The 25,127-nt window shown below is 59.7% G+C and carries 18 protein-coding genes; 12 read left to right on the top strand and 6 right to left on the bottom strand.

Translation table 11 applies throughout. From position 1 onward, the window contains the following. Positions 1-18: 18 nt before the first annotated feature. Together ISN74_RS12475 and ISN74_RS12470 are read right to left on the bottom strand one after the other, a co-directional pair. Positions 19-1,278 (bottom strand): efflux RND transporter periplasmic adaptor subunit, encoded by a 1,260-nt coding sequence (locus ISN74_RS12475; RefSeq protein WP_188801080.1) that lies wholly within the window; start codon positions 1,276-1,278, stop codon positions 19-21. Positions 1,279-1,627: 349 nt separating this feature from the next. Further along, positions 1,628-2,503, bottom strand: a complete 876-nt coding sequence (locus ISN74_RS12470) for a DMT family transporter (protein WP_188801077.1) — start codon at positions 2,501-2,503, stop codon at positions 1,628-1,630. 355 nt (positions 2,504-2,858) lie between these two features. Between ISN74_RS12470 and ISN74_RS12465 the strand changes: the two genes are divergently transcribed. The 9 genes from ISN74_RS12465 to ISN74_RS12425 all read left to right on the top strand — a co-directional run bounded on the left by ISN74_RS12465 (position 2,859) and on the right by ISN74_RS12425 (position 14,593). Further along, entirely contained in the window at positions 2,859-4,040 is a 1,182-nt protein-coding gene (locus tag ISN74_RS12465; protein ID WP_188801075.1) for a porin family protein, read from the top strand. Positions 4,041-4,213: 173 nt separating this feature from the next. Next, on the top strand, positions 4,214-5,638 hold the full coding sequence (aldA, locus tag ISN74_RS12460; RefSeq protein ID WP_188801074.1) for an aldehyde dehydrogenase: 1,425 nt from the start codon (positions 4,214-4,216) through the stop codon (positions 5,636-5,638). A 2-nt stretch (positions 5,639-5,640) separates the two neighbouring features. Next, complete coding sequence (locus ISN74_RS12455) at positions 5,641-6,948, top strand: MFS transporter (RefSeq protein ID WP_188801072.1); 1,308 nt, start codon at positions 5,641-5,643, stop codon at positions 6,946-6,948. Next, the gene (locus ISN74_RS12450) at positions 6,945-8,162 is read left to right on the top strand and encodes a mandelate racemase/muconate lactonizing enzyme family protein (RefSeq protein WP_188801070.1); all 1,218 of its coding nucleotides are present in this window, start codon (positions 6,945-6,947) and stop codon (positions 8,160-8,162) included. The genes ISN74_RS12455 and ISN74_RS12450 overlap by 4 nt, the downstream gene beginning before the upstream one ends. A gap of 33 nt (positions 8,163-8,195) precedes the next feature. After that, entirely contained in the window at positions 8,196-9,809 is a 1,614-nt protein-coding gene (locus ISN74_RS12445) for a GMC family oxidoreductase (RefSeq protein WP_188801069.1), read from the top strand. Positions 9,810-9,946: 137 nt separating this feature from the next. Further along, positions 9,947-11,116 (top strand): acyl-CoA dehydrogenase family protein, encoded by a 1,170-nt coding sequence (locus ISN74_RS12440; protein ID WP_188801068.1) that lies wholly within the window; start codon positions 9,947-9,949, stop codon positions 11,114-11,116. Between the two features lie 99 nt (positions 11,117-11,215). After that, on the top strand, positions 11,216-11,755 hold the full coding sequence (locus ISN74_RS12435; protein WP_188801067.1) for a GNAT family N-acetyltransferase: 540 nt from the start codon (positions 11,216-11,218) through the stop codon (positions 11,753-11,755). Then, positions 11,752-12,219: a hypothetical protein gene (locus tag ISN74_RS12430; RefSeq protein ID WP_229679399.1), complete on the top strand. Its 468-nt coding sequence runs from the start codon at positions 11,752-11,754 to the stop codon at positions 12,217-12,219. The genes ISN74_RS12435 and ISN74_RS12430 overlap by 4 nt, the downstream gene beginning before the upstream one ends. Positions 12,220-12,319: 100 nt before the next feature. Further along, complete coding sequence (locus ISN74_RS12425; protein ID WP_188801066.1) at positions 12,320-14,593, top strand: thiamine pyrophosphate-dependent enzyme; 2,274 nt, start codon at positions 12,320-12,322, stop codon at positions 14,591-14,593. Positions 14,594-14,704: 111 nt separating this feature from the next. Here ISN74_RS12425 and ISN74_RS12420 read toward each other — a convergent pair whose 3' ends face one another. Next, positions 14,705-16,465 carry a GGDEF domain-containing protein gene (locus ISN74_RS12420; protein ID WP_229679398.1) on the bottom strand — a complete coding sequence of 587 codons (1,761 nt, stop codon included), beginning with the start codon at positions 16,463-16,465 and terminating at the stop codon, positions 14,705-14,707. Positions 16,466-16,774: 309 nt separating this feature from the next. On the opposite strand from ISN74_RS12420, the gene ISN74_RS12415 reads away from it, so the two are divergent. Continuing rightward, positions 16,775-17,332, top strand: coding sequence for an NADPH-dependent FMN reductase (locus tag ISN74_RS12415; protein ID WP_188801065.1), 558 nt, complete (start codon positions 16,775-16,777; stop codon positions 17,330-17,332). Between the two features lie 114 nt (positions 17,333-17,446). Here ISN74_RS12415 and ppk1 read toward each other — a convergent pair whose 3' ends face one another. Together ppk1 and ISN74_RS12405 are read right to left on the bottom strand one after the other, a co-directional pair. Then, positions 17,447-19,576 (bottom strand): polyphosphate kinase 1, encoded by a 2,130-nt coding sequence (gene ppk1, locus ISN74_RS12410; RefSeq protein ID WP_425488857.1) that lies wholly within the window; start codon positions 19,574-19,576, stop codon positions 17,447-17,449. A gap of 154 nt (positions 19,577-19,730) precedes the next feature. Then, a complete protein-coding gene (locus tag ISN74_RS12405; protein WP_188801063.1) occupies positions 19,731-20,516 on the bottom strand; it encodes an AraC family transcriptional regulator in 786 nt (261 codons plus the stop codon). 130 nt (positions 20,517-20,646) lie between these two features. Here ISN74_RS12405 and ISN74_RS12400 point away from each other — a divergent pair, with 130 nt between their 5' ends. Beyond that, on the top strand, positions 20,647-21,888 hold the full coding sequence (locus ISN74_RS12400; RefSeq protein WP_188801062.1) for an MFS transporter: 1,242 nt from the start codon (positions 20,647-20,649) through the stop codon (positions 21,886-21,888). A gap of 40 nt (positions 21,889-21,928) precedes the next feature. Here ISN74_RS12400 and ISN74_RS12395 read toward each other — a convergent pair whose 3' ends face one another. After that, complete coding sequence (locus ISN74_RS12395) at positions 21,929-24,637, bottom strand: M16 family metallopeptidase (protein WP_188801060.1); 2,709 nt, start codon at positions 24,635-24,637, stop codon at positions 21,929-21,931. 162 nt (positions 24,638-24,799) lie between these two features. Between ISN74_RS12395 and ISN74_RS12390 the strand changes: the two genes are divergently transcribed. Beyond that, entirely contained in the window at positions 24,800-25,123 is a 324-nt protein-coding gene (locus ISN74_RS12390; protein ID WP_188801058.1) for a YbjQ family protein, read from the top strand. Positions 25,124-25,127 lie beyond the last annotated feature (4 nt).

The following is a 25,127-nucleotide window of genomic DNA, read 5'->3' as shown; positions in this document are numbered from 1 at the left end:
CGGATGCGGGCCCGCCGATTACGACGCCGAGGAAGCGGAATCGGAGGTGTGCTTCCGCTTACCGTTGTGATGTGCGGCCGATGCTGACGAAGAGGCGGCAGCCGGCGCGCTACCGTCTTCCGATGGCTTCGCTTGTGCAATCTTGATCTTGGCGCCGTCGTTCAGGCGATCCATGCCATCGGTCACCACCGTCTGCCCGGTCGACAGGCCCGAAAGGATGACCGTGTTCTTGCCGTCGCTGGGGCCGAGGGTCACCTTATGCACCGAAACGGTGTCATCGGCGTTGACCAGATACACGTAATCGCCCGGTGCGCCGCTCTGAACCGCTGGCGTGGGCACGAGCACAGCTTGCTGCAGGGTATTGACCAACAAGCGTGCGTTGACGAATTCGTTCGGGTACAGCGACTCATCGTCGTTCGGGAACGTCGCGCGCAGGGTTACCGTACCGGTGCTGGTGGCCATCTGGTTGCTGATGGCGTACAGCGTGCCGGCGGCAATCTGCTTGGTGTTATCGCTGTTGTACAGCGTCACCGGCAGCTTGGAGCCCGAATTGAAGCGCTCCAGCACCTGGCTCAGTGAATTCTGCGGCACGGTGAATTCCACCGTGGTCGGCTTCATCGTGGTGATGACAGCGATGCCGGGTGAGCTGGACGCGGTGACGTAGTTGCCCGGATCGACCAGGCGCAAGCCGATGCGGCCATCCACCGGTGCGGTGATGTGGCAGTAGGTCAGGTCAAGCTCGTCTTGTGCGATGGCGGCCTGATCCGCCTTCACGGCGGCTTCGTCCTGCGCGACCAGGAATTTCTGGTCGACATAGGTCTGCTCGGCAATCGATTTCTGCTGATGCAGTTGTTCATAGCGGGCCAGGTCGGCGCGCGCCTGGTCCAGGCTTGCCTGGTCCTTGGCCAACTGGGCCTCGGCCTGCTGCTTGTTGATCTCGTACTGGCGCGGATCGATCTGGGCGAGGAACTGGCCTTTCTTTACATCCTGGCCTTCCTGGTAACCCACTTCCGTCAGATAGCCGCTGAGCTGGGGCAATACGGTCACGGTGGCGGTCGGGGTGACCGTGCCGAGCTCGTTCAGGATCACCGGCATGCTGCCAAGCGTGGCTGTTGCGGCGCTGACCACCTGCGGAGGATTACCGTTACGAGCGGGTTTGCCTCCAAAAATGAGATGGAAAAGGATCAGCAGAATAATCGCTGCCACAATCACGACGGCAATCAGGGTGCCGCGCTTCTTGCGAAAGTGGCCGGCTGTTCGCTGGGTGTCGGCACTCATAACCATCTCCAGATGTTCGCTCCGAGTCTGCAGGAACGCTTTCAGTTGTCCAAAACCATTCCGCGTCAAGCGGATAATAGGCCGTCAGCACGACGGTCAATGTCGTTTTCAACGCTTAATGGCTTCCACGGTTGACACAAATTCGACCATTTCCGGCTTTTGGCACGCTTAATTGCTGCGTAATGCATTCAGGCTGCTTTTAAAAAAACAGCAGGCCAACCTATTATCTTGAAGGTCTGGCTGCAATGACTGCACTGCGATTAGACATATTGCAAATGAAGTTGTGATGTGCGTGTTTTTTAACAGCCTGCTGTTTGAGAGGGTAGGGCCCCGTAAGCGATCTGTCATATCAAACCATCTTGGTGCGTTTCCACCATGAGGTGACCTTTTCTTCGCGGACCAAAGTAAAGAGACCCGCGCCGAGAATCATCACGATGCCTATCAGCATCGGGTAGTCAAGCTTGTCACCGAACAGCCAATAACCGAATCCGATAGCCCAGAGCATTTGGCTATATTGCGTGGGCGCGACCCGATTGGCAGGTGCTATCAGCGTGGCATACATCAGCAGCACGCCGGCCAGCGCGGCCAGCAATCCGTAACCGGCCAACAATTCCCATTCGTGCCAGTTCGGCCAGCTGAAATGGGGAATCATCAGCAATCCGCCGATGATCAGTGGCCCCATGACACCCGCGCCGTACAGGCTGATGCGCTTTTCATGTGGCCCTGCGACGCGCAGCGCTACCACTGAGGCGGCTGCGAACAATCCGCAGACCAAGCCCGCGATATCCCCCACACCGAGCGAGCGAAAGCCGGGGCGCAACACCACCAGCACACCAGCAAAGCCGACGAACACAGCGAGCCAGCGCCGCCAGCCAACGTGTTCCTTCAAGAAGAGCACGGACAGGATCGTCACGAAGATCGGCATCAGAAAGATCATCGTGAACACTTCCGCCATCGGTAGCAGCGTGAAGGCCGTGACGGAAGCAATATTGCCAATCGCCCCCGCCGTCGCGCGCACCCACCACAGGGATGGCCGCTTTGCCACGACCACATCGCGCCAGCGATCGCCCTTGCTCATGATGAAGGGAAGCGCAGTCAATCCGAACAATGCACCAAAGAACACCGATTCATAAGGCGGGATGGAGCCGTGCAGCGATTTGACGAAGGCGTCGCTGATCGCGTACGCGGCAAAACTGGCGAAGCCAAGCAGCACACCCTTAATCATGAGGGTTCCAGTCCGACTCGCGACGGGAAGTGATGAGGCGGGAAGTGATGATGTGGCGCGATGAAGCATCGGAGCTTGAGGCGTTGGGGCGTCATGTCCATTGAACAAGGAGCGTATCGAAAGGGGCAGTGGGGATTTTAAGGATAGTCCCATAGCTTCGCATTCATGTGCATGGATAGTCTCTAAAGGCATTAGCCAATGCCCTGCCGAAGCGGACTATTTGCACTGCAAAGCATGAGTCTTGTTGCTCATGTGCGCTTTGCCGGGGGAGAGGCTCAGCACATGCCGACTGGCGACAGTACAGGGTACCGCCCGCTGTCGCGGCGGTCTCAGCCAAGCAACGGATGCCATCACCATGCACCAAGGACGATTACCGGGACATTACGCGGGCTTGCTGTTTACGTCGCTACTCGCCCTGAGCGCTCCCGCCCTGGCCGTCAAAGTGGATGAGAACTGGGATCTTGGCGGTGCCGTCCGCGTGCGAGCAGATCAGGAGTCCCAGCGCAACATCCACAACATAGGGCTAGACACCGTCATGCTGCGCGCGACCTATACGTCCGACAGTTGGATCGGTGCAGCACGCTATCGTTTTTATGGGGCCGAGTATCCCTATCAGTACGTGCACCATTTCGGCGATATCCGCTTCATCGAATATGCATGGATCGGCTATCGCTTCGATCCTCAGCATCAAGTTGAGCTTGGCCTGAACAAGGTTCCATTCGGATTGCAGCCGCTCTACAGCAGCACATTCTATGAAACGCTCGGCAATCTCGTCGGCATGGAAGACATCTATATGCTGGGTGGTAAATACACCCAGAACACGGATGACTGGAACCTGCAGGTCGGTTACTACGCACGCCAGGCGTGGTCGGGACAAGGAACCAGTCGGGGTACGACCTATTCCGTAGTGGTAACACCAGCCGATCCCGGAATAGCGGGCGGCACTCACAATGTAGAGCGCGATGTGTTCGTCGGACGCTTGGCGCGCAAGACGCGCCTCGGCAATTGGAAGGGTGAGGTAGGTCTCTCGCTACTCACTTCCAGCCTCTATAACTACGACACGCAGCGTTACGGCCGGCGCAACGCGTACGCCGTTCACTATGCCGCAACGAAGAATGGCTGGGGCACCAAGCTGCAATATGCCCGCCAGCAGATGGCACCCAGGAATCCCAACGGCGAGCAGACCATCACCGTCGGTGGCTACGACGGTACCTTCAATCTGGCGACGCGCGGCAACTTCTATGCCGGCAATTTTAGCTACACCTTTGCCGACAGTTTTCTGGGTGGCTGGATCAAGAACCTGACGTTCTACAACTCCTACAGTTTGTACGAGAAGTCCAATCCAGCCTTCCACAATTCGCAGCGTTACATCCTCGGTACGTCGTTCTCGCTCAAGCCGCTCAGCATCTACCTTGAGTGGATCAACGGGCGCAACGATCCCTATATCGGCGGCAGCAGCTACACACAAAGTCTTGCCGCGGGCGGACTCAACCGCTGGCGAGGCAAGTTGTACTTGAACATCGGCTACTACTTTTGACGTGACAAGGCGGAAGTTGTGGCGCTTGTCGCTTTGGTTCTCGAAAGCCGATCGCCCGCAGACAGACGCCTTATCCATTCATCACTTTTTAAGAGTTTGGGCGCGACTTCTTGAGCTCGCGCTCTGCGGGTCTGTCTGACTCGATCGCTGGACCACTTTTGTTGGAAACATCTATGCGCAACGAACGAAATTTCATCGACGGCGTATTCGTCGATGCGGGCGGTGAACCCCCGATCCCCGTATACAACCCGGCTACCGGCGCGTGCATTGCCGAAATCGATGCGGCAAGCCCGACGCAGGTGCTGGATGCCGTTGCCGTTGCCGCACGCGCGCAACGCGAATGGGGCCGGCTGCCTGCCATTGAGCGCGCCAACTATCTGCGTAAGCTGGCAGATGCGATGGTGACCAATGCTTCAGCCATTGGAGCGGCATTGGCCAGTGAATCAGGCAAGAGTCTTGCCGATGCCAGCAACGAAGCTGTCTACGCAGCGGAAATTACCCGTTATCACGCCGAATGGGCACGCCGCATCGAAGGTGAGGTGATTCCCAGCGATAGCGCGGACGAGACGATCCTGCTGCAACGCGAACCGATCGGTGTCGTTGCTTGCCTGATTCCGTTCAACTATCCCGTTTACACGCTGATGCGCAAGATTGCGCCGGCACTGATCACCGGTAACACCGTGGTCGTACGCCCCAGCAACAACACACCACTGTGCGCATTCGAAATCGCCCGGGTTGTTGAGCAGGCAGGTTTGCCGCCGGGCGTGGTGAACGTCGTAGCCATGCAGCATGAAAAGGCGGCGTTGCTTTGTACGCAACCAGCCGTTGGCATGATTACGCTTACCGGCAGCGTGGGTGTCGGCCGAGCGGTGTTGGAGTACTGCAAGGCAAATATCGCCAAGCCTTCGCTGGAACTTGGTGGCAAGACGCCGGCCATCATCGAGCCGGATGCAGATCTGGAGCAAGCAGCCAGTGCGATTGCGGCCTCCAAGGCCACGCACTGCGGCCAGCTGTGCACCGCCATTGAACGCGTCTATGTGCACACCAGCGTGCATGATCGTTTTCTCGCACTGTTGCGCGAAAAGTTTGCCGCGATCCGTATCGGCGATCGCGCCGAAGATCCTTCGCGCATGGGGCCGCTGGTCAGCGATCGCGCACGACGTGAAGTGCATGCAAAGGTCACGCGCGCCATAGCCGAAGGTGCATCGCTTGAGGCTGGTGGCGTGATGCCGGAAGGCAGTGGCTTTTTCTACCCGGCCACGCTGTTGAGCCATTGCCGACAGGATATGGAGATCGTGCAGGAAGAGATCTTCGGACCGGTTTTGCCAGTGCTTCGTTACGACGCGCTGGATGAAGCCCTGCAGATGGCCAACGACCATCAGTTCGGTCTTTCTTCCGTGCTCTACACCGAGAACTACCGCACGGCGCTCAAGGTTGCCAATCGCATTGAGGCGGGCGAACTGTACGTGAATCGCACGCCGGCCGATCCGTATCAGGGTTTTCACGCCGGTTGGAAGCGTTCCGGTCTCGGCGGCGATGACGGCAAGCACGGGATGCTCGAGTTCACCCAGACCCGCCTTGTGGTCATGAGGTATTGATCATGGATGCAAAAATCAAAAAGAACGTGGCCGAACAGGTCGATTCGGTGGGCCAGGGCAGCAAGCTTTATCGCTATAGCCAGCTTGCACTGCTGGTGATCGCGGCGGGCGCCATCTATCCCGTGCTGTATCTGCGTCAGCTTTATCAGAGCAGCATGCTGGTGGGGCTTGGCATTGACGATATGCAGCTCGGATACCTGTACTCAGGGTTGGGCTGGGCTTTAGTGCTGAGCTATATCCCCAGTGGCTGGCTTGCCGACCGGGTGCCTGCAAAAGTGCTGATTTCATTTTCGCTCCTTGGCACCGGCGCGCTTGCTTTGTGGTACGCGACATTTCCAAGCTTTCGTTATCTGCTGTTGATCTTTATCGGATTTGGACTCACCACAGGACTCACGTTCTGGGCTGCTTTGCTGAAGCGGCTCAAAAGTCTTGCGACCAAGGAAGAGCAGGGGCGCTTCTTTGGCTTTCTGGACGGTGGTCGAGGCTTGGTCGAGGCGACGCTGGCGACGCTTGTCTACAAGCTGTTTACCCATTACACGAAAGTTGAAGGTCAGACACTCGGGGAAGGATTCCAGCACGTCATCCATGTGTACGCGTATTTGTGCCTGACACTGGGTTTGATTGTGGCCATTCTGCCGAGTCCCTCTGCGCCAAGGCAGCTCGACGAAGTCGCGCAGACCAAGCGCGGCAACCTGCTGAGTGATCTGGCGATGCTCAGCAAGATCCCGGAATTGTGGCTGATGGCAGCGATCATCTTCTGTGGTTATCACCTGTTTGTGGTGACCTACAGTTTTTCGGCCTATCTGGAGCTGGACGGTTTCGGATTCGCCGCGGCTGCCGCAGCGGGTATCACCACGATCAAACTCTGGACAAGGCCGTTCGGAGGCATTGGCGGCGGTTGGCTGGGTGATTTGTTTACCAACCTGCGCGTGCTTACCGTCGCGATCGCTCTGGCGACCCTGGGGGTCATCGGTTTGGTGGCAGCGCCCATGTTGAAGAGTGGGGTGGTCGCAGCAGGCTTCGTGATATTCGTGGGTTTGATGGCGTACGCGATACGAGGCCTGTACTGGGCCATTCTCGATGTATGCAACGTGCCGGTTCGTGTGACCGGCCTGGCCATCGGCATCGTGTCGGTCATCGGCTATTCACCGGATACCTACGTTCCGCTTCTCAATGGATGGTTGACTCAGCATTTCGGTGGCGCACTCGGCTACCAACTCTATTACTCGTACATCGCCGTGGTGGGCGTGCTCGGCGTCATCGCCGCTTGCACTCTGCAAAAGCGCATCAATCGAAGGGAGTCCGCATGAAAATCGTTGCTCTGGAAACACACGTTGTTGCCGTGCCGCCGCCGCATATCGGTGGCATGTATTGGCTTTTCGTGAGGCTGAGAACGGACGATGGTATCGAGGGCGTGGGCGAAATCTACGCCGCCACCTTCCATCCCAAGGCCATGGTGCCGATCATCGAGGATGTGTTCGAACGCTATCTGCTCGATCACGATCCCCATCACGTCGAACGTTTCTTCCGCCAGGCGTATTCAAGCGGTTTCACCCAGCGTCCCGATCTCACCATGATGGGTGTGGTCAGCGGCCTGGAGATGGCCTGCTGGGACATCATCGGCAAGGCCGCCAACAAACCGGTTTACGAATTGCTGGGTGGCAAGGTGAACGAGCGCCTGCGCTCTTATACCTACCTGTATCCGGTCAACAGCAAAGGCGAGTACGACTACAGCGATCCGGATCTGGCCGCGGAATACGCAGTGCGTGCGATGGAGCAGGGCTTCACTGCGGTGAAGTTCGATCCCGCTGGCCCGTACACCGCGTATTCCGGTCACCAGATCTCGCTCGATGTGCTTGAGCGTTGCGAAACATTCTGTCGCAAGATTCGTGATGCGGTGGGTAATCGCTGTGATTTGCTGTTCGGCACGCACGGTCAGATGGTGCCATCTTCCGCGATTCGTCTGGCCAAGCGGTTGGAGAAGTACGACCCGCTATGGTTCGAAGAGCCCGTACCTCCGGGCCAGGAAGAGGCCATCGCGCAAGTTGCAACCAAGACCTCGATTCCAATTGCGACTGGCGAGCGCCTCACCACCAAGTACGAATTCTTCAAGTTGTTGCAGGCCGGCGGCGCATCGATTCTGCAGATGAATGTTGGCCGCTGCGGCGGCCTGCTCGAAGCGAAGAAGATCGCCAGCATGGCCGAGGTGTACTACGCGCAGATCGCGCCACATCTCTACAACGGTCCTGTTGGTGCTGCCGCCAGTTTCCAGCTCGCAGCCTGCACGCCGAACTTCCTGATCCAGGAAAGCATTGGCACCTGGGACGGTTTCCATGCCGAAGTGCTCAAGAAGCCGTTGCAGTGGGAGGACGGTTACATCATTCCCTCGACAGAGCCGGGTCTGGGCGTCGAGCTGAATATGGACGTCGTGCGCAAGCACTCGCCTTACAACGGTGAACGCCTGCATCTGCAGATGGCGCCAAATCCTGCTGATGTCAAAGATCACTCGCCCGCCCGCGGCTGAGTGTTCCCTCAAACGTTTCCGGCATTTTCATCCATGACATACGACTACATCATTGTTGGTGCCGGTTCTGCCGGTTGTATCCTTGCCAATCGGCTCAGTGAGTCGGGCCGATACTCAGTGTTGGTGCTGGAGGCTGGCGGCAAGGACAACTCCCCGTGGATCAAAATGCCGGGCGGCTTTGTCAAGCTGTACTACAACTCACAGTACAACTACATGTACTACTCCGAACCACAGCCTCAGCTTGGCGGCCGTAAGCTGTATGCGCCGCGCGGCAAGGCGCTGGGTGGCTCGGGTTCGATCAACGCGATGATCTATGTGCGCGGTCAGGCGCATGACTTCGACGATTGGGCCGCCGGTGGCAATGACGGTTGGGCATGGCGCGATGTGCTGCCGTATTTTCGCCAGTTGGAAACCCACCCGGAAGGCGATAGCGAGTACCACGGTGGGCACGGCCCGATCCACATCAGCTCGATGCGCGGCAAGACACACCCGATCTGCGATACCTTCCTCGCCGCCTGCGATGAGCTTGGCTATCCGCGCAGCCGGGACTTCAATGGTGCGCAGTTTGAAGGCTCCGGGATCTACGATCTCAACACCCGTCACGGCGAACGCAGTTCCAGCAGCTTCGCCTGCCTGCATCCGGCGATGAAGCGCAGCAATGTGCGTGTTGAAACAGAGGTATTAGTCGAACGCGTGCTGTTTGACGCCGAAGGCCGCGCCATGGGCGTGCGTGCGACGCAGCAAGGTCAGCAGCAGGATTTCAGCGCCAATCGTGAAGTGATTCTCGCCGCCGGCGCTGTCGGCACCCCCAAGATCCTGCAGCTGTCGGGTGTTGGCGACAAGCTGCTGCTTGATCAGCACAGTATTCCCACCGTTCATAACCTGCCCGCAGTGGGTGCACATCTGCAGGATCATCTGTGCGTCAGTTATTACTACAAGGCTAACGTTCCCACACTCAACGATGAGCTGCGTTCCTGGTTCGGGCAGATGAAGGTGGGATTGCAGTACTACCTAAACCGCAGCGGTCCGCTGGCGATGAGCGTTAATCAGTCGGGCGGATTCTTCCGGGGCGACGACGCGCAACAACATCCCAATCTCCAGTTGTACTTCAATCCGCTGTCGTACCAGATTCCCAAAAGCAGCAAGGCCACGATCAAGCCGGAGCCGTATCCGGGCTTCCTGTTGTGCTTCAACCCCTGCCGCCCGACCAGCCGCGGTAGCGTGCGCATTGCATCCAAGTGTGCGGAAGATGCGCCGCTGATCGATCCTAACTACCTCAGCACCGACAAAGATATTGTCGAGGCCATTCAGGGCAGCAGGCTGATCCGCCGCATCATGGCGACCAAGGCGCTGGATGCCGTCACCGTGGAGGAAACGCTGCCAGGGCCAAGCGTGCAGGATGATCAAGCCATGCTCAGTTATTTCCGGGAAAACTGCGGGTCGATCTATCACCTGTGCGGTTCGGCGGCGATGGGCAGCGATCCGCGAAAATCGGTGGTCGACAAGCACCTTAAGGTCCACGGCCTGCGGGGCCTGCGTGTGGTCGACGCCTCGATCTTCCCCAATATCACCTCGGGCAACATTAACGCGGCCACCATGATGGTGGCGGAAAAGGGCGCCTCGCTGATTCTCAGGGAAAAGGCGTAAGTCTCCGTCCCGCAAGCGGATTAAGCCCGCGCCCACAGCCGGGCTGGCTCCAGCCTGACGGCTGCTGCAGCCCGGCATGACCGGAATATGGGGCCCCAGCTACAATGCCGGGCTCCCCGATCGTTTCCGGAACTTCTATGGCAGCCCGCTTGAACCCGCTCGACCTGTATGACGTCCGTTCCCTTCTCACCGATGAAGAGCGCATGGTGCAGGACACCGTGGGCCGTTTCGTCGATGAAAAAGTGCTGCCGATCATCGGCGACTGTTTCGACCAGGGCCGTTTTCCCAAGGAACTGATTCCGGACGTAGCAAGCCTGGGCCTGCTGGGCGCCACCATCCCTGAAAAGTACGGCTGCGCCGGCATGAACGGCGTCAGCTACGGTCTGATCTGCCAGGAACTGGAGCGCGGCGATTCCGGCCTGCGCAGTTTCGCTTCGGTGCAGAGCTCGCTCTGCATGTACCCGATCTACGCCTACGGCAACGAAGAGCAGAAGATGCACTACCTGCCGAAAATGGCGGCGGGCGAGGTGATCGGCTGCTTCGGTCTGACCGAACCCCATGGCGGCTCCGATCCGGCCAACATGAAGACCCATGCCAAGAAAGATGGCAGCGATTGGGTGATCAATGGCGCCAAGATGTGGATCACCAACGGCAACATCGCGCAGATTGCGATCGTGTGGGCGCAGACCGAAGACGGTATTCAGGGCTTTATCGTCCCCACCGATACCAAGGGATTCACCGCGCAGGAAGTGCATAAAAAGATGAGCTTGCGCGCGTCGGTGACTTCCGCGCTGTTCTTCGACAACGTGCGTGTGCCCGATGCGAACCGCCTGCCGAACGTAAAAGGTCTCAAGGGCCCGCTCGGCTGCCTGACGCAGGCTCGTTACGGCATCACCTGGGGCCCCATCGGTGCTGCTCAGGCCTGCCTGAAGGAAGTGCTGGATTACACCCAGGAACGCATCCTGTTCGGCCGCCCGTTGGCCGCCAACCAGGCCGTTCAGCTGAAGATGGCCGACATGGCCCGCCGCATCACCACGGCGCAGTTGCTGTCGCTGCAGCTCGGCCGCTTGAAGGATGCGGGCAAGATGGAGCCCACGCAGGTGTCGCTGGCCAAGTGGAACAATTGCCGCACGGCCATCGATATCGCGCGCGAATGCCGCGACATCCTCGGCGGCGCTGGCATCACGGTCGAACACTCCGCGATTCGCCACGCATTGAACCTGGAATCGGTTATCACCTATGAAGGCACTGAGACGGTGCATCAGCTGGTGGTGGGCCGTGAACTGACCGGCATCAACGCGTTCTGATAAAGGGTGCTGCCATTGGCCTCTCCTCCCGCCATAGGAGAAGAGGCAATGCAGCACCGTTCCGATTTCTCAAGCTGGCATAGGCCTAGGAATCAAGCCTTGTCGATTCCCGATATCCGCATCGAAACCGAACGTCTGATCCTGCGTCCGCCCATCCAGGAAGACTTCAACGCCTACGCCGCCAACATGGCTGACCATGAAGCGTCGCATTTCATCGGTGGCCCGCAAACGCGCGCTGTGGCTTGGCGCGGTTTTCTCTCGCTGGCTGGCGCCTGGATGATCCAGGGTTTTTCGATGTTCTCCGTGATCGAAAAAGCCAGCGGGCGCTGGATCGGCCGTCTCGGCCCCTGGCATCCGGAAGGGTGGCCCGGCACCGAAGTAGGCTGGGGGCTAGTGCGCGAAGCGTGGGGCAAAGGCTACGCCTACGAAGGTTCGGTCGCGGCCATCGACTGGGCTTTCGAGCATCTTGGCTGGCGTGAAGTGATTCATTCCATCAACACGGACAACTATGCCTCGCAGGAGTTGGCCAAGCGTCTTGGCTCGCAGTTGCGTGGTCCAGCGCAATTGCCGCCGCCGTATGAAAACATCACGGTTGGCATCTGGGCACAAACGCGCGAGCAGTGGATGCAGCGCAAGTGAACCTGCGCATGCCGGCATTGGATCAGGCGATTGCGGCCGCCGTGCCGCTGCTGCATGAGCACTGCCGCGATGCCTGGGTGGTTATTGGCAGTGCCGCCGCGGCCCTGGCTGGCGCAAACGTCGAAGTGGGCGACCTGGATCTGCTGACCAGCGTCGATGACGCCGAAGGGCTGATTGCCCTGTGGCACGAGCGTCTGGATGGCGTTTACGAGCCTGCTGCCGGTGATCGTTTCCGCTCGCGTTTCGCGCGATTCCGTTTTCCCGGCATGCCTGTCGAGGTGATGGGCGGTCTGGAGTTGCGTGAGACCGCCGGATGGCAACCGATACGCGTCGACGAGATCGTTCATGTCAACTGCGCGGGTATTCCGGTGCCGATCCCCGCGGCTGCCGAACAAATCCACATTCTGGAGCGTTTTGGCCGCCCCAAGGACCTGCAGCGCGCGGAGTTGTTACGTGCGTTATAAAACCGCCGCCGGCCACACGGGCAGCAGTCAGCTGCCGCCCTCGATAATTTCCCATTCCGCGCTTTAGCGCGGCACGTCTTTCACCGAGAACTTCGCCATCATGTCCGCCACGCCTATCGCCGCCCGCCACAAGGGCTTCAACCGCGCCGAGATCGTCGATCAGAACTTCACCGAGTTCGTGCAGCTTTGGCAAGGGGAGGTACGCGCCAAGCCGCACGAGGACGATCCCATCCTGCCGGGCAGCGCACTCGATGCGCAGGGTTTTCGCGAGCTACTGGAATCGCAGCTGATCTCGCGCCACCTCGACCTGATGGCGCGCGTTCTGCGCGTGCAGAACAAAGTGTTCTACACCATCGGCAGCTCCGGCCACGAAGGCAACGCGATGGTGGCACGCCTCACACGCCACACGGATCCAGCGTTCCTGCACTATCGTTCCGGCGGCTTCATGGCGGAGCGTTTCCGCAAGTTGCCGGGCATGGATCCGGTAATGGATTCGGCGCTGTCCTTTGCGGCTAGCAAGGATGATCCGGCCTCCGGCGGCCGTCATAAGGTGTGGGGCAGCAAGCCGCTTTGGGTGTTGCCGCAAACGTCGACCATCGCTTCGCACCTGCCGAAAGCACTGGGCACGGCGATTGCGATTGAACAAGGCCGCCGCATCGGTCATCAGCTTCCGATCCCGGAAGACTCCATCGCGATCTGCTCGTTCGGCGACGCTTCCAGCAATCACGCCACCGCGCAAACTTCGTTCAATGCTGCCGCGTGGACGGCTTATCAGAAGTTGCCTGCACCGGTGCTGTTCGTGTGCGAAGACAACGGCATCGGCATTTCGGTGAAGACGCCTAGCGGCTGGGTGGCGAACAACTTCCAGCATCGCCCGGATCTTGATTACTTCTTCGCGGACGGCCTGGATCTGGCCGAAGGCTACGCGCAGGTGCAGCGCGCGGTGGAACACTGCCGCAGCACGCGTCGCCCGACATTCCTGCACTTGAAGACCACCCGCATCATGGGACACGCGGGTACCGATTTTGAAATCGAATGGCGCAGCATCGAAGAGCTGGTCACGGTGGAATCCTCCGATCCACTGCTGCGCTCGGCCGCTATCGCGTTGCAATCGGGCTTGTACAGCAAGGATGAGTTGCTGGCGCTCAACGAAACCATCCGCAAGCGCTGCTTTGCTGCGGCGGAAGAAGCCGACAGCCGTCCCAAGCTTGATCGTCTTGATGATGTGATGACGCCGCTGGCGCCCTATACCCCGGAGAAGGTGAAGGCCGAAGCGGAGCGCACCGATTATCAAGACAAGCGCATCGCTGTGTTCGGCGGTGAAGAAAAATTGCCGGAAAAGCAGCCGCCACGCCACTTGGCGATCCAGATCAACCAGGCGCTGCACGATGTGATGGCCAAGTATCCGGAAACCCTGCTGTTCGGCGAAGACGTCGCGCAGAAGGGTGGCGTGTATACGGTCACCAAGGGCTTGTTCAAGGCGTTCAAGGGCAATCGTGTGTTCAACACGTTGCTCGACGAAACCATGATCCTTGGTCTGGCTCAGGGCTACGCCAACATGGGCATGCTGCCGCTGCCGGAAATCCAGTATCTGGCGTATTTCCACAACGCCTGCGACCAGATTCGTGGCGAGGCGGCGTCGCTGCAGTTCTTCTCCAACAACCAGTACCGCAATCCGCTGGTGATGCGCGTGGCTTCGCTGGGTTACCAGCGTGGTTTCGGCGGCCACTTCCATAACGACAATTCGATTGCTCCCCTGCGCGATATTCCGGGTCTGGTTGTCGGTTGCCCGAGCCGCGGCGATGACGCGGCGACCATGCTGCGCACGCTCACTGCGCTGGCCAAAGTCGATGGCCGTGTCTGCGCGTATCTGGAACCCATCGCGCTGTACATGACCAAAGACCTCTACGAAGCCGGCGATGGCCAATGGCAGTTCGCGTATCCGGCGCCGGGCGAAGCGATGACGTTGGGTGAAGGGCGTGTCTACCACGACGACGCGAACGATCTGGTCATTTTCACCTTCGGCAACGGCGTGCCTATGGCGTTGCGCGCAGCGAAGACCATTGAAAAGGATTTGGGCTGGAAAGTCCGCGTGGTCGATCTGCGCTGGCTTGCACCGCTCAATGATGCGTTCATTGCGGAGCAGGCCAAGCACGCCAAGCGCATTCTGGTGCTGGATGAAGGGCGCAAGAGCGCAGGCGTTGGCGAAGGCGTGATTACCGCTATCGTTGAAGCCGGTTTGGGTAGCACGCCGCTGGAGCGCGTCGTGGGCTCCGATACCTATACACCGCTGGCGGGTGCAGCATTCCTGGTGCTGCCGGGCGATGCGGAAGTGGTTGCTGCGGCGAAGAAACTGACGGTCAAAAAAGCATAAGCCATTCAACATGGCGTAACGCCGGTTTTTGCTTCGCCGTCATTCCCGTGAAAGCGGGAGTGACGGCGAAGCGCAATGGCGCATCGACAAAGCCACTGAATGCAGGTTGCGTCAGCGTTCCCTCTCGTGCGTCGAATGCGGCCGCCGATACGTGCCGCTCATCTCCGCACGCCGCTCGAACGCATGCGCGTGATTGCGCCCGTTGAGCTTCACGTAATACATCGCCTGATCGGCCCGCTCGATCAACGACTCCAGCGTATCGCCCAAACTGCGCATGGCCAGGCCGATGCTGACGCTGAGCACCAGGTCCTTCTGGTCGACCGCGATTTCCAGGCGATGGACGCGGCGGCACAGGCGCGTCGCGACTTGCATGGCGTGTTCCTGGGTCACGCCGTACAGCATGGCAACGAATTCCTCACCACCGTACCGACCCAGCAGATCGCTGGGACGCAGTTCGCTGCTCAATACTTCCGAGACTGCAGTCAACGCGCGATCGCCGGCGGCATGGCCCTGGCGATCGTTGAGCATCTTGAAGTGATCCAGATCCAGAAACAGCAGCGCAATCGGCTGGTTCTGTGCCATGGCATCGTCCAGCATGCTGTTGGCGGCCTCGGTCCACGCGCGACGGTTGAGCAGATTGGTCAGTGCATCGCGGTCGGCGAGGACTCGCACATTGTCGCGATCGCGGCGCATGGTCAGCGCGCGATCGGCCAGACCCAACGAGAGCACGATGGCTTCAAAGGCTCCCATCGCGATGCTGGCGTCATTGAGCCAATCCAGTTTGGGCAGGGCGCCGGTAATCTGTGCGCTGGTCATGGCCGTCAACACCAGCAACGGCGTCCAGCCAAGCAGAAAAAACCAGGCCGGGCGTGACCCGCGCATCGCCGTAATCACCGCCGTGAACAGCAGCAAGATTGCGCCGAGAATCAGTACCGGATTGACCAGCGTCCTGGCCATCTCCATCAGCTCGGGAATCTGGCTGCAACGCAATAGCACGATCAACGGCATGGCGATGCCCAGCCCAACGACGGGCGTGCGCAGCACCGGAGCGTAGCGGGGCAGGTCGCAGAAGCGGCTGACGAACAGTGATGCAAACGACACGGAAAGTGCAGTCGCCGATGCGCCGACGAGCAATTCCGATCCAGCCAGCCAGCTGAGCCCCAGCGGATGGAACAGGAAGCCCGTCTGGATGCTTTGTACGATGACGTAGCAAAGCATGTAACCCGTATACCAGGCGAAGGTCATGTCGCGCAGCATGACGGCGAAGCACAGAGCCATCACCGCCATGGCGACCATTACCGCAAAACACGCGGTGGCGAAGGTCAACCAATCGGCGTCTGCTTGCAGGTAATCGTCCAGGTCCTGCAATTCGAAGCGTTCCGGCGCCGAAAGGGTGCCGCTGGGCTCGAACTTGAGCAAGATGGGCTCCACCTGTCCGGGATCGACGTTCAAGCGAAAAGCGAGCCGCCCGTGCCCATGCAACGGGGCGGTGAAGTCATCAAGCGCCAGCGTGCGGGTAGTACCGTTGGCATCGAACAAGGTGACCGAACCCATTGGCGCGGGGTAGATCGACAGCACGCGTTCTTCATTGGTGTTGGGTGGCTCCGGTTGCAGTACCACCCAGCTGCCCAGCGCATCGCGCGGGAAAAGTTGGAGCATCGACGGATTGAAGGATTTCAGTGCGCCATGTTTGAAGGCGTTGAGGATCTGTGCCGGTGTGTCACCGCGCGTTGCCTCGCGCCAGGCGCCATGCAGCGGTGAACCGGTACTGGCATGCAATAGCGAGAACCACAGCAGCCAAGCCACCGGCAAGATGGCTGCCAGCCATCGGCGTTCGCGCCAGCCTTTCAATAGCAAAACGTCCCTAGTCACCTCAGCCCCTTTTCCTGAAGTGGCCACCGCGTCTGCGTATGACAGACGGCGTAGCCCTTGCCCGGCTGCCTGCATCGGTCCGCATGATCGCCGGCTCCCCTGATCACCAACGACACCGCCATTGTGAACCTCTGGAGGCGTGGTGGAATGTTTTGTCATGCATTTCCATCGACATGCAGGGGGCGTGCCAGCGCGTCACAAGGCTGTAAAAAGGCGCATCACAAGAAATTGCGCACGGGCGGTGCATCTTTTTGCCATGCCGTGACCGGGTGTGACAGGCTAGGTCAGGTTCATCATTCAGGAGGATGTATGGCAGGTATCAAGGTGGCGGTACTGGTGGGCAGCCTTCGCAAGGATTCGTGCAACGGTCGGCTGGCTCGTGCCGTAGAGCGTCTGGCGCCAGCGGATTTTTCTTTCGAGCATGTCCGGATCGATAACCTGCCGCTCTACGACCAGGATTTCGATCACGATTATCCGACGGCGTGCCAGGGACTGAAGCAGCAGATCAAGGCGGCCGACGCGCTGCTGTTTGTGACGCCGGAATACAACCGCTCCATACCGGGCGTCCTGAAGAATGCGCTGGATGTGGCCTCGCGTCCCTATGGCACCAGTCCGTTCGCTGGCAAGCCCGGTGCAGTCCTCGGGGCTTCGATCGGCGCCACGGGTACGGCGCTGGCGCAGCAGCATTTGCGCAATGTGCTGGCTTATCTGGATGTACCTTTGCTTGGACAGCCCGAAGTGTTCCTGAAATTCACCGAGGGCCTGATCGACGCAGAAGGACATATCAGCGTGGAAGGTACCTGGAAATTCCTGCAGGGCTTTGTTGATCGCTATGTGGCGTGGGTGCGCCGTTTCGTGGGGCAGTAGCGCTTTCCCCAATTTGTGGCCGACACTTTCCAATAGCCGTCATTTCCGCTTTCGCGGGAATGACGGCCTGAGGGAATGAGCAGCTTGCGCAGGCGGCAATAAGCAAAAGGTGCTCTAACGCACCGCAGCGACACCAATCCCGCAATATTTCTCCAGCAACTGCCGCTGCACATCATGTGGCGCTTGGCCATCAACGGGCTGCAGCCGCGCGTAGTTGCCATCTGCCTGGAGCTGCCATGCCGTGGTGTTGTCGGTCAGATACAGGTCCAGCTCCTTGCGGATGCGCAGGCGCAGCTTGCGGTCTTCGATCGGGAAGGCAGTTTCGACGCGGCGATCCAGATTACGCTCCATGAAGTCGGCACTGGCCAGATACATGCGTTCGTCCCCGTCGTTGGCGAACCAGTACACGCGGCTGTGTTCAAGGAAGCGGCCAACGATCGAACGAACGGTGATGTTTTGCGAAACGCCGGGAATATCCGGGCGCAAGCAGCAGGTGCCGCGTATCAGCAGGTCGATCTTCACACCGGCGCCGCTGGCTTTGTATAGCGCGCGGATCATCTTGGCATCGGTAAGCGCATTGACCTTGATGATCATGTGCGCGGGCTTGCCCGCTTCGGCATGCGCCTGCTCGCGGGCAATCAACTCCAGCAACGATTTTTTCAAGGTAAACGGTGCGTGCAGCAGCTTCTTCATCTTCAGCAGCTTGCCCATGCCGGTGAGCTGACTGAAGAGTTTGTGCACGTCTTCGCACAGGCCGGCGTCGGAAGTCAGCAGGCTGTAATCGGTATACAGACGCGCATTGCCGCTGTGGTAGTTGCCGGTTCCCAGGTGCGCATAGCGCTGTAGCTTGTCGCCTTCACGGCGTTGGATCAGCATCAGCTTGGCGTGCGTTTTCACGTCGACCACGCCGTAGATCACCACGGCGCCAGCTTGCTGCAGGCGTGTGGCCAGGCTGAGATTGGATTCTTCATCGAAGCGAGCACGCAGTTCGACCACGGTGATCACTTCTTTGCCCGCTCGTGCAGCCTCGACCAGCGCGTCGACGATCTCGGAGTTGGCACCGGTGCGATACAGCGTCTGTTCGATGGTGAGCACGGCCGGATCTTTGGCGGCCTGGCGCACCAGATCGACCACCGGCGCGAAAGATTCGTAGGGATGCATCAGCAACACGTCCTGCTTGCTGATCACCTGGAACAGATCCTCGGCCTTCTTCAAGGCTTTCGGAATGGCTGGCGCGAAAGGTGGATATTGCAATTGCGGATTCACGCTACGGCTGACGATACCGAACAGGCGCGTGAGATTCACCGGCCCGTTCACTTCGTACAGCTCCGCTTCGGTCAGGCCGAATTGCTTGAGCAGATAGTCGGTCAGCAGTTTGGGGCAGTTGTCTGCCACCTCCAGGCGCACCGCATCACCGAAGCGGCGTGAAGACAGCTCGCCGCGCAGTGCGCGGGCAAGGTCATCCATTTCTTCCGGATCGATGGTCAGGTCCGCGTTGCGAGTCAAGCGGAACTGGTAGCAGCCGCGCACTTCCATGCCAGGGAACAGTTCCTCGGCGTGTGCATGGATGATGGAAGAGAGCAGTACGTAGTTCTCGCCGCCTTCACACACATCCTCCGGCAGACGGATGATGCGCGGGAGCACGCGCGGCGCCGGCAGAATGGCCAAGCCCGAATCGCGGCCGAAAGCGTCTACACCTTCCAACTCTACGATGAAGTTGAGGCTTTTGTTGACCAGCAGCGGGAAGGGGTGGGTAGGGTCCAGGCCGATCGGCGTCATCATCGGTGCCACTTCCTGGCGGAAGTAGCGCTGCACCCAGCGCTTCTGCACCACCGTCCAGCTTTCGCGACGGACGATGCGGATGCCATGCTGGTCTAGTTCCGGCAGCAGGCGTTCGTTGAGTATCGCGTATTGGCGCGCGATCTGGCGATGCGCGATATCGCTGATCTCGACCAACGCTTGTTTCGGCGTGATGCCATCAGGCCCGACGATCTCATGCCCGTATGCTAGCTGTCCCTTCAGGCCCGCCACACGGATCTCGAAGAATTCATCCATGTTGCTGGAGAAGATCAGCAGGAACTTCAACCTTTCCAGCAATGGCGTGCGTTCATCCAGCGCCTGTTCCAGCACGCGGTTGTTGAACTGCAACTGGGACAGTTCGCGATGGATGTAATACGCCTTGTCACTGAGGTCGACGGCAGGCGTTGCGGTGATTTCCGGTGCGGTGGCGCTGGCTGCGGACATGGCGTCTTGATCGTTGCGTTTGCTCATCGGTGCACTATCCGGGTGACGGGCAGTGGGCGGCGACGCGGTATCCGTGCGGCCGGGTCACTGCTTTGACATGTTGCCGCAATGCGTTGACGCGGGTGTGACATCTGGACTCCTCAATGTGAGCCCATCATGCAGCATCCTGGGGAAGCAGGTAATGACTTGGCGCAGCTCCCAGCGTACGCCGAAATGCTGCAGTAAAAGCGCTCGTGCTGCTGTAGCCCAATTCGATCGCCACCTGGGTGACGGATTGGCCGCGCCCGAGCCGCGATAGCGCCGCGAGAAGGCAGGCCTGCTGCCGCCAGCTACTGAAGCTCATGCCGGTCTGCTCGCGGAATAGGCGCGTGAAGTTGCGGCGGCTCATACCGGCCTTGTGCGCCATGGTGTCGATATCGATTTCCAGCGATGGCGCCTGCATCAATGCCCGGCACAAGCGCGCCAGACGGGGATCCTGCGGCAACGGGGTGCTCAAGGGCAGGGCGGGCATGCCGGCGATTTCATCCACCAGCAGGTGCATCAGGCGTTCGTCACGGCTGCCCAGCGCATATTCGGCGGGCAGATCCACGGCCTCGGACAGCAAAGCGTGGAGCAGGGGCGATACGCTGATCACCGTGCAGTGCTCCGGTAAGGTGGCTTTGGCCGCTACCTCAGGCAGCAGGTAGGCGCTGAGCAGTGAGGTGGGCCCGCCCATCTGCACGGTATGCGGTATGCCGGGTGGGATCCACAGGGCGCGGCGGGGCGGCACGACCCAGCTGCCCTCGGTCGTGGTAATGGTCAGCACGCCGGCGGTGGGATACAGGCATTGGCCGCGCTTGTGCGTGTGGCTGGGCAGCAGCGTGCCGGAAACGTACTCGTTGCCGGTGGCGAGCACGTCGCGCGGCGTGTCTTCGTAGGTGGAAACGCGGGTATTTCGCACGATGGCGGCACCTTCGTTTGGCCCGATTTCTACAGAAGTTGACCCAATAGTGTATGCAGGCCGAAGACGGCTACTTTAAGGTGGCCTCATCAGCGAGGCAATCTCGCCCGTGTCCCCATCCCGAGTACGTATGTCCAATTCTGCCGAATCGGTTTCTCTGCCGTCGGGTGCGCAGCCCAGCGTCCCCGCGCAACGCACGGATTTCACCATCCTGGGTGCGATCAGTTTTTCCCATTTGCTCAACGACATGATCCAGTCGTTGATTCTGGCCATTTACCCGCTTCTCAAAAGCGGCTTCAACTTGAGCTTCGGCCAGGTGGGCCTGATCACACTGACGTACCAAGTGACGGCATCGTTGTTGCAGCCGCTGGTTGGCATGGTCACGGATCGCAAGCCGATGCCGTATTCGTTGCCTGTCGGCATGGGCTTCACCTTGTGCGGTCTGCTGTTGCTGGCCGTGGCGCCGAACTTTCCGGTGCTGCTGTTGGCTGCCGGACTGGTCGGCACCGGCTCGTCGGTATTCCATCCGGAATCTTCGCGTGTGGCGCGCCTGGCCTCGGGCGGTCAGCATGGTCTGGCGCAATCGCTGTTCCAGGTTGGCGGCAATACGGGGTCGTCGCTGGGGCCGCTGCTGGCGGCTTGGATCATCGTGCCGCATGGCCGTGGCAGCGTGGCGTGGTTCTCGCTCGCGGCACTGTTGGCGATGGTGGTGCTGCTGCAGGTGGGGCGCTGGTATCGCCTGCACCATGTCAGCCGCAGCAAAGTGGTGCGTCATGTGGCCAGTGAAGCGCTCAGCCGCGGCAAGGTGGTGATGTGTATGTCCATCCTCGGCTTGCTGATCTTCTCCAAGTATTTCTATCTCGCCAGCATCAGCAGCTATTTCACGTTCTACCTGATGCATACCTTCGGTGTGTCAGTGCAGAACGCGCAGATGCATTTGTTCGTGTTCTTGTTCGCGGTAGCGGCCGGTTCGCTGATCGGCGGTCCGGTGGGTGACCGGATCGGGCGCAAGTGGGTGATCTGGGTGTCGATCCTGGGCGTGGCACCGTTCACGCTGGCGCTGCCACACGCCAACCTGTTCTGGACCGGTGTGCTGACGGTGGTGATCGGTCTGATCCTTTCCTCGGCATTCTCCGCGATTCTGGTTTATGCGCAGGAGCTGATTCCAGGACGTGTCGGCATGGTGTCCGGGTTGTTCTTCGGTTTTGCGTTCGGCATGGGTGGCATAGGCGCCGCGGTGCTTGGGCGTGTCGCCGATGCGCATGGCATCGACTATGTGTATTCGCTGTGCGCGTACTTGCCGTTGATTGGCGTACTGGCGGTGTTCTTGCCGAATCTGGAACGACCGGCACGAAAGCTTGCCAAGGCATAGAGAAAAACGGCCCGCATCTGCGGGCCGTTTTCTTTTCAACTTAGTGTTTCGCTGGCGCGGGTCCTTGCACCACCTGTGTCAGGTTTTGCGGCTTGAGGTATTTCTTGAACGCCGCCTGCACCTGCTCAGGCGTCATCGTCAGGAAGTGCTCGGCCGCCACCATCGGCTGGTCGAGCGGCTCGCCGTGCCAAGCCCAATTCAGCAACGAACGCCCGATGCTGTCGATGCTGGCGACGCTGACCGGGATCGAGCGAATTTCATATTGGCGCGCGTTAGTCAGTTCTTCGTCCTTGACCGGCGTGGTCTGCATGTCGATCAGGTTCTGACGTACCAGTCCGTCAACGGCGGCGACTTTGTCCGGATCGCTGCCGTACTGCACGAAGAAGATCGAACGCGAACGGTCGAAGCGCATGCCCGAACCTGCACCGTAGGCGTAACCATGCTTTACGCGGATATCGGTCATCAGGCGCGAGGCAAAGCCGTTGCCGCCAAGCACATCATTGCCCAACTGCAGCGCATAGCGATCCGGGTTGTGCATGTTGAGCTCAAGCATCTGGCCCATCAGCACCTGATCCTGCGATGCGTAGGGGTTTTCGACCACGGTATAACCGGCCGGATTGGTAGGCACCGGTTTGGAGATCACATCCGGCTTCGGTCCCACCGCTTTCCACTGACCGAAATAGCGCTCGACCGTGGCCTTGGCTTGCTCCGGTGTGACGTTGCCGACCACCACGATGGTGGTGAGATCCGGGCGGTAGGTTTTCGCGTAGTAATCCTTGACGTTCTGCAGGGTCAGCTTGTTGACCGTGTCAGGCGTGGCGCGGCGCAGTTCCGCATCGCCCTTAGGTAGCAAGCCTTCCATCAGGGACTTCATCATTTTGTACTGCGGCGATTGCATTTCGCCGGCCAGCGTACGCGCGAGCGTTTCCTGCTGCACACCAAAGCCTTGCTGGGGCAGGGCGGGATGCAGTTCGTTGTCGGCCAGCAATTGCACGCCGCGATCAAAATGTTCGCTCAGCACGGCGACGCCGAAATCGGTGCCGCCGCTCTCGGTGGCGGCAATATCGTCCAGTGCCTTGTGGTAGGCATCACGATCAAGTGTGGTCGAGCCGTAATCGAACAGTGTAGTCAGCAGGCGAGCCGCGCCTTCCTGCCCGGCGGGCTCCTGCAGTTTGGCGTTGTTGTCGACATGACCCAGCACGGTGACCGTCTTGCTGATCGTTTCCGGCTGCACGATGAGATGGATGCCGTTATCCAGCGTCATCTGCACTGGCGCCAGCGTCCACCGCGGCATTTCCAGCTTGCTGAGTTTTTCCGCAGCCCATGCCGGCAGCGGTGCGTCGAGCTTGTCATTGCCGGCGAAGGATTCGGAGCCACCAAAACCGGCGCTATCCGACGGGCGTTGGCCGTTGTTGTCGGAGGTGAGTACGACGGTGACGCGCTGGTCAGGCTTTAGATATTCACGTGCGACGCGATTGACGTCGTCCACGGTCACTTGGCGAATCTGTGCTTCGGCCTCTTCCGGCGAACCCAGGCCCATCCACGCGATGGCCTGCGACCACGCGCTGGCCAGCGATACGGCACTGTTCTTGTTGAACTCGGCTTGGGCGATTTCCGATTGCTTGGAAGCTTCGACCAGATCCGCCGGTACGCCATTTTTCAGAATAGCGTTGATCACGCCATCCAGATCGGCCTGCGCCTGCTTTGCATCGCCACCCTTGGGAAAGCCGACTTCGATCACACCAACGCCACCCTGGCTGAAGGGTTGCAACTGTGCATCGGCGCTCAGTACTTTGCCTTGCACGGCTAGCGCGTTGAGCGAACTGCGCGCGTTGTTGAGCACATCCAGCAGAACCTGTGCTGCGGCGTTGTCCTTTTCCTTCATGCCGGGCATGCGATAGAGGAACTGCACAGAACCGGTGCCTTGTGGCGTGGTGGTGGCAATCGTTTCCGGCTTGATTGGCTGCAGTTTCAGCGGAGCGGGTTCGGGCAGCTTGCGCTGCGGAATCTTGCCAAAGAGATCCTTCACTTTCGCAAGCGTGCTCTGCGGATCGACATCACCCACGATGACCAGCAGCGCGTTGTTCGGCGCGTACCAGTCCTTGTAGAACGTTTGCAGGTCTGTAGCGGTGGTTTTGTCGAAGGACGGACGGGTACCGAGTGCGTCTTCGGCGTAGCCAGTACCGGCATAGAGAATACGCTCGGCCTTCTGGAAGGCGAGATAGCCCGGATCGGAAATATCGCGCGAGACTTCCTGCTCGATCGCACCGCGCTCACGCTCCCAATCCTTCTGGGTCAGCAGCGCACCTTCCATACGGGTAGATTCGATATGCAGCAGGATGTCGAGATAGTTCGATGGCGCCACAAAGTAGAATTGCGTGGCGTCGTTGGTGGTGAAGGCGTTGTTTTCCGCGCCCATCTTGCCGGTCATTTCATTGAGCTGCGCGCCGGTCATGCCCTGGCTGTCGCGGAACATCATGTGTTCCAGCGCGTGCGCGGTACCGGGAAAACCATCAGGTGTGTGATACCCGCCTGCCAGATAGGTGATCTGGGTAGTGACCATGGGTGAGAGCGTTTCGCGCACGATCACCACGCGCAGGCCGTTGTCCAGGGTGGCGTGTAGAACCTTTCCATCACTATTGGCAACGGTTTGCGATGCGGGGGCATCGGCCAGGGCCGGAAGACTGGTGGCGACCAGCCCCATGCCAAGCATCACGCTCCATGCCAATGTCTTGAAGGGTCTCGACATGATTTCGGGTTCCTTATGTGGACAACAGTAGACCGCCCGATGGTGCCATAGTGCCCGGTGCCGGCGTACGTGTCGGAAGCTGGTGCGGTGCAACTACCGGTTGACTCGGGTGGGGGGTATCGTGGACGAAACGTCTAAATAGCTTGGGGGAGGAACACAATCATGTTGGTGGTGACAACCGAAAACGTGCCTGGACATCAGGTCGTGCAGGTCAAGGGCCAGGTGTTTGGCGTGGTGGTGCGCAGCCGCGGTATCGGCGGCAACATGATGGCGGGCATCCGCTCACTCGTCGGCGGCGAGATCCATGAATACACCCAGATGCTGGAAGAAGCGCGCCGCCATGCGCTGGATCGGCTGGTTTCCAATGCGAAGGTGATGGGGGCCAACGCGGTGGTGATGATGCGCTTCGATTCGGCCGAAATCGGCCAGACCATGAGTGAAATCGTAGCTTACGGCACGGCGGTTGTGCTCGATCCTCCCACGTGAGCCG

Origin of the sequence: Dyella caseinilytica (assembly GCF_016865235.1) — a bacterium.
Classification (GTDB): Bacteria; Pseudomonadota; Gammaproteobacteria; order Xanthomonadales; family Rhodanobacteraceae; genus Dyella_B; species Dyella_B caseinilytica.
Note: the sequence above shows the minus strand (reverse complement) of the source record. Positions and strands in the feature narration are given on the sequence as shown.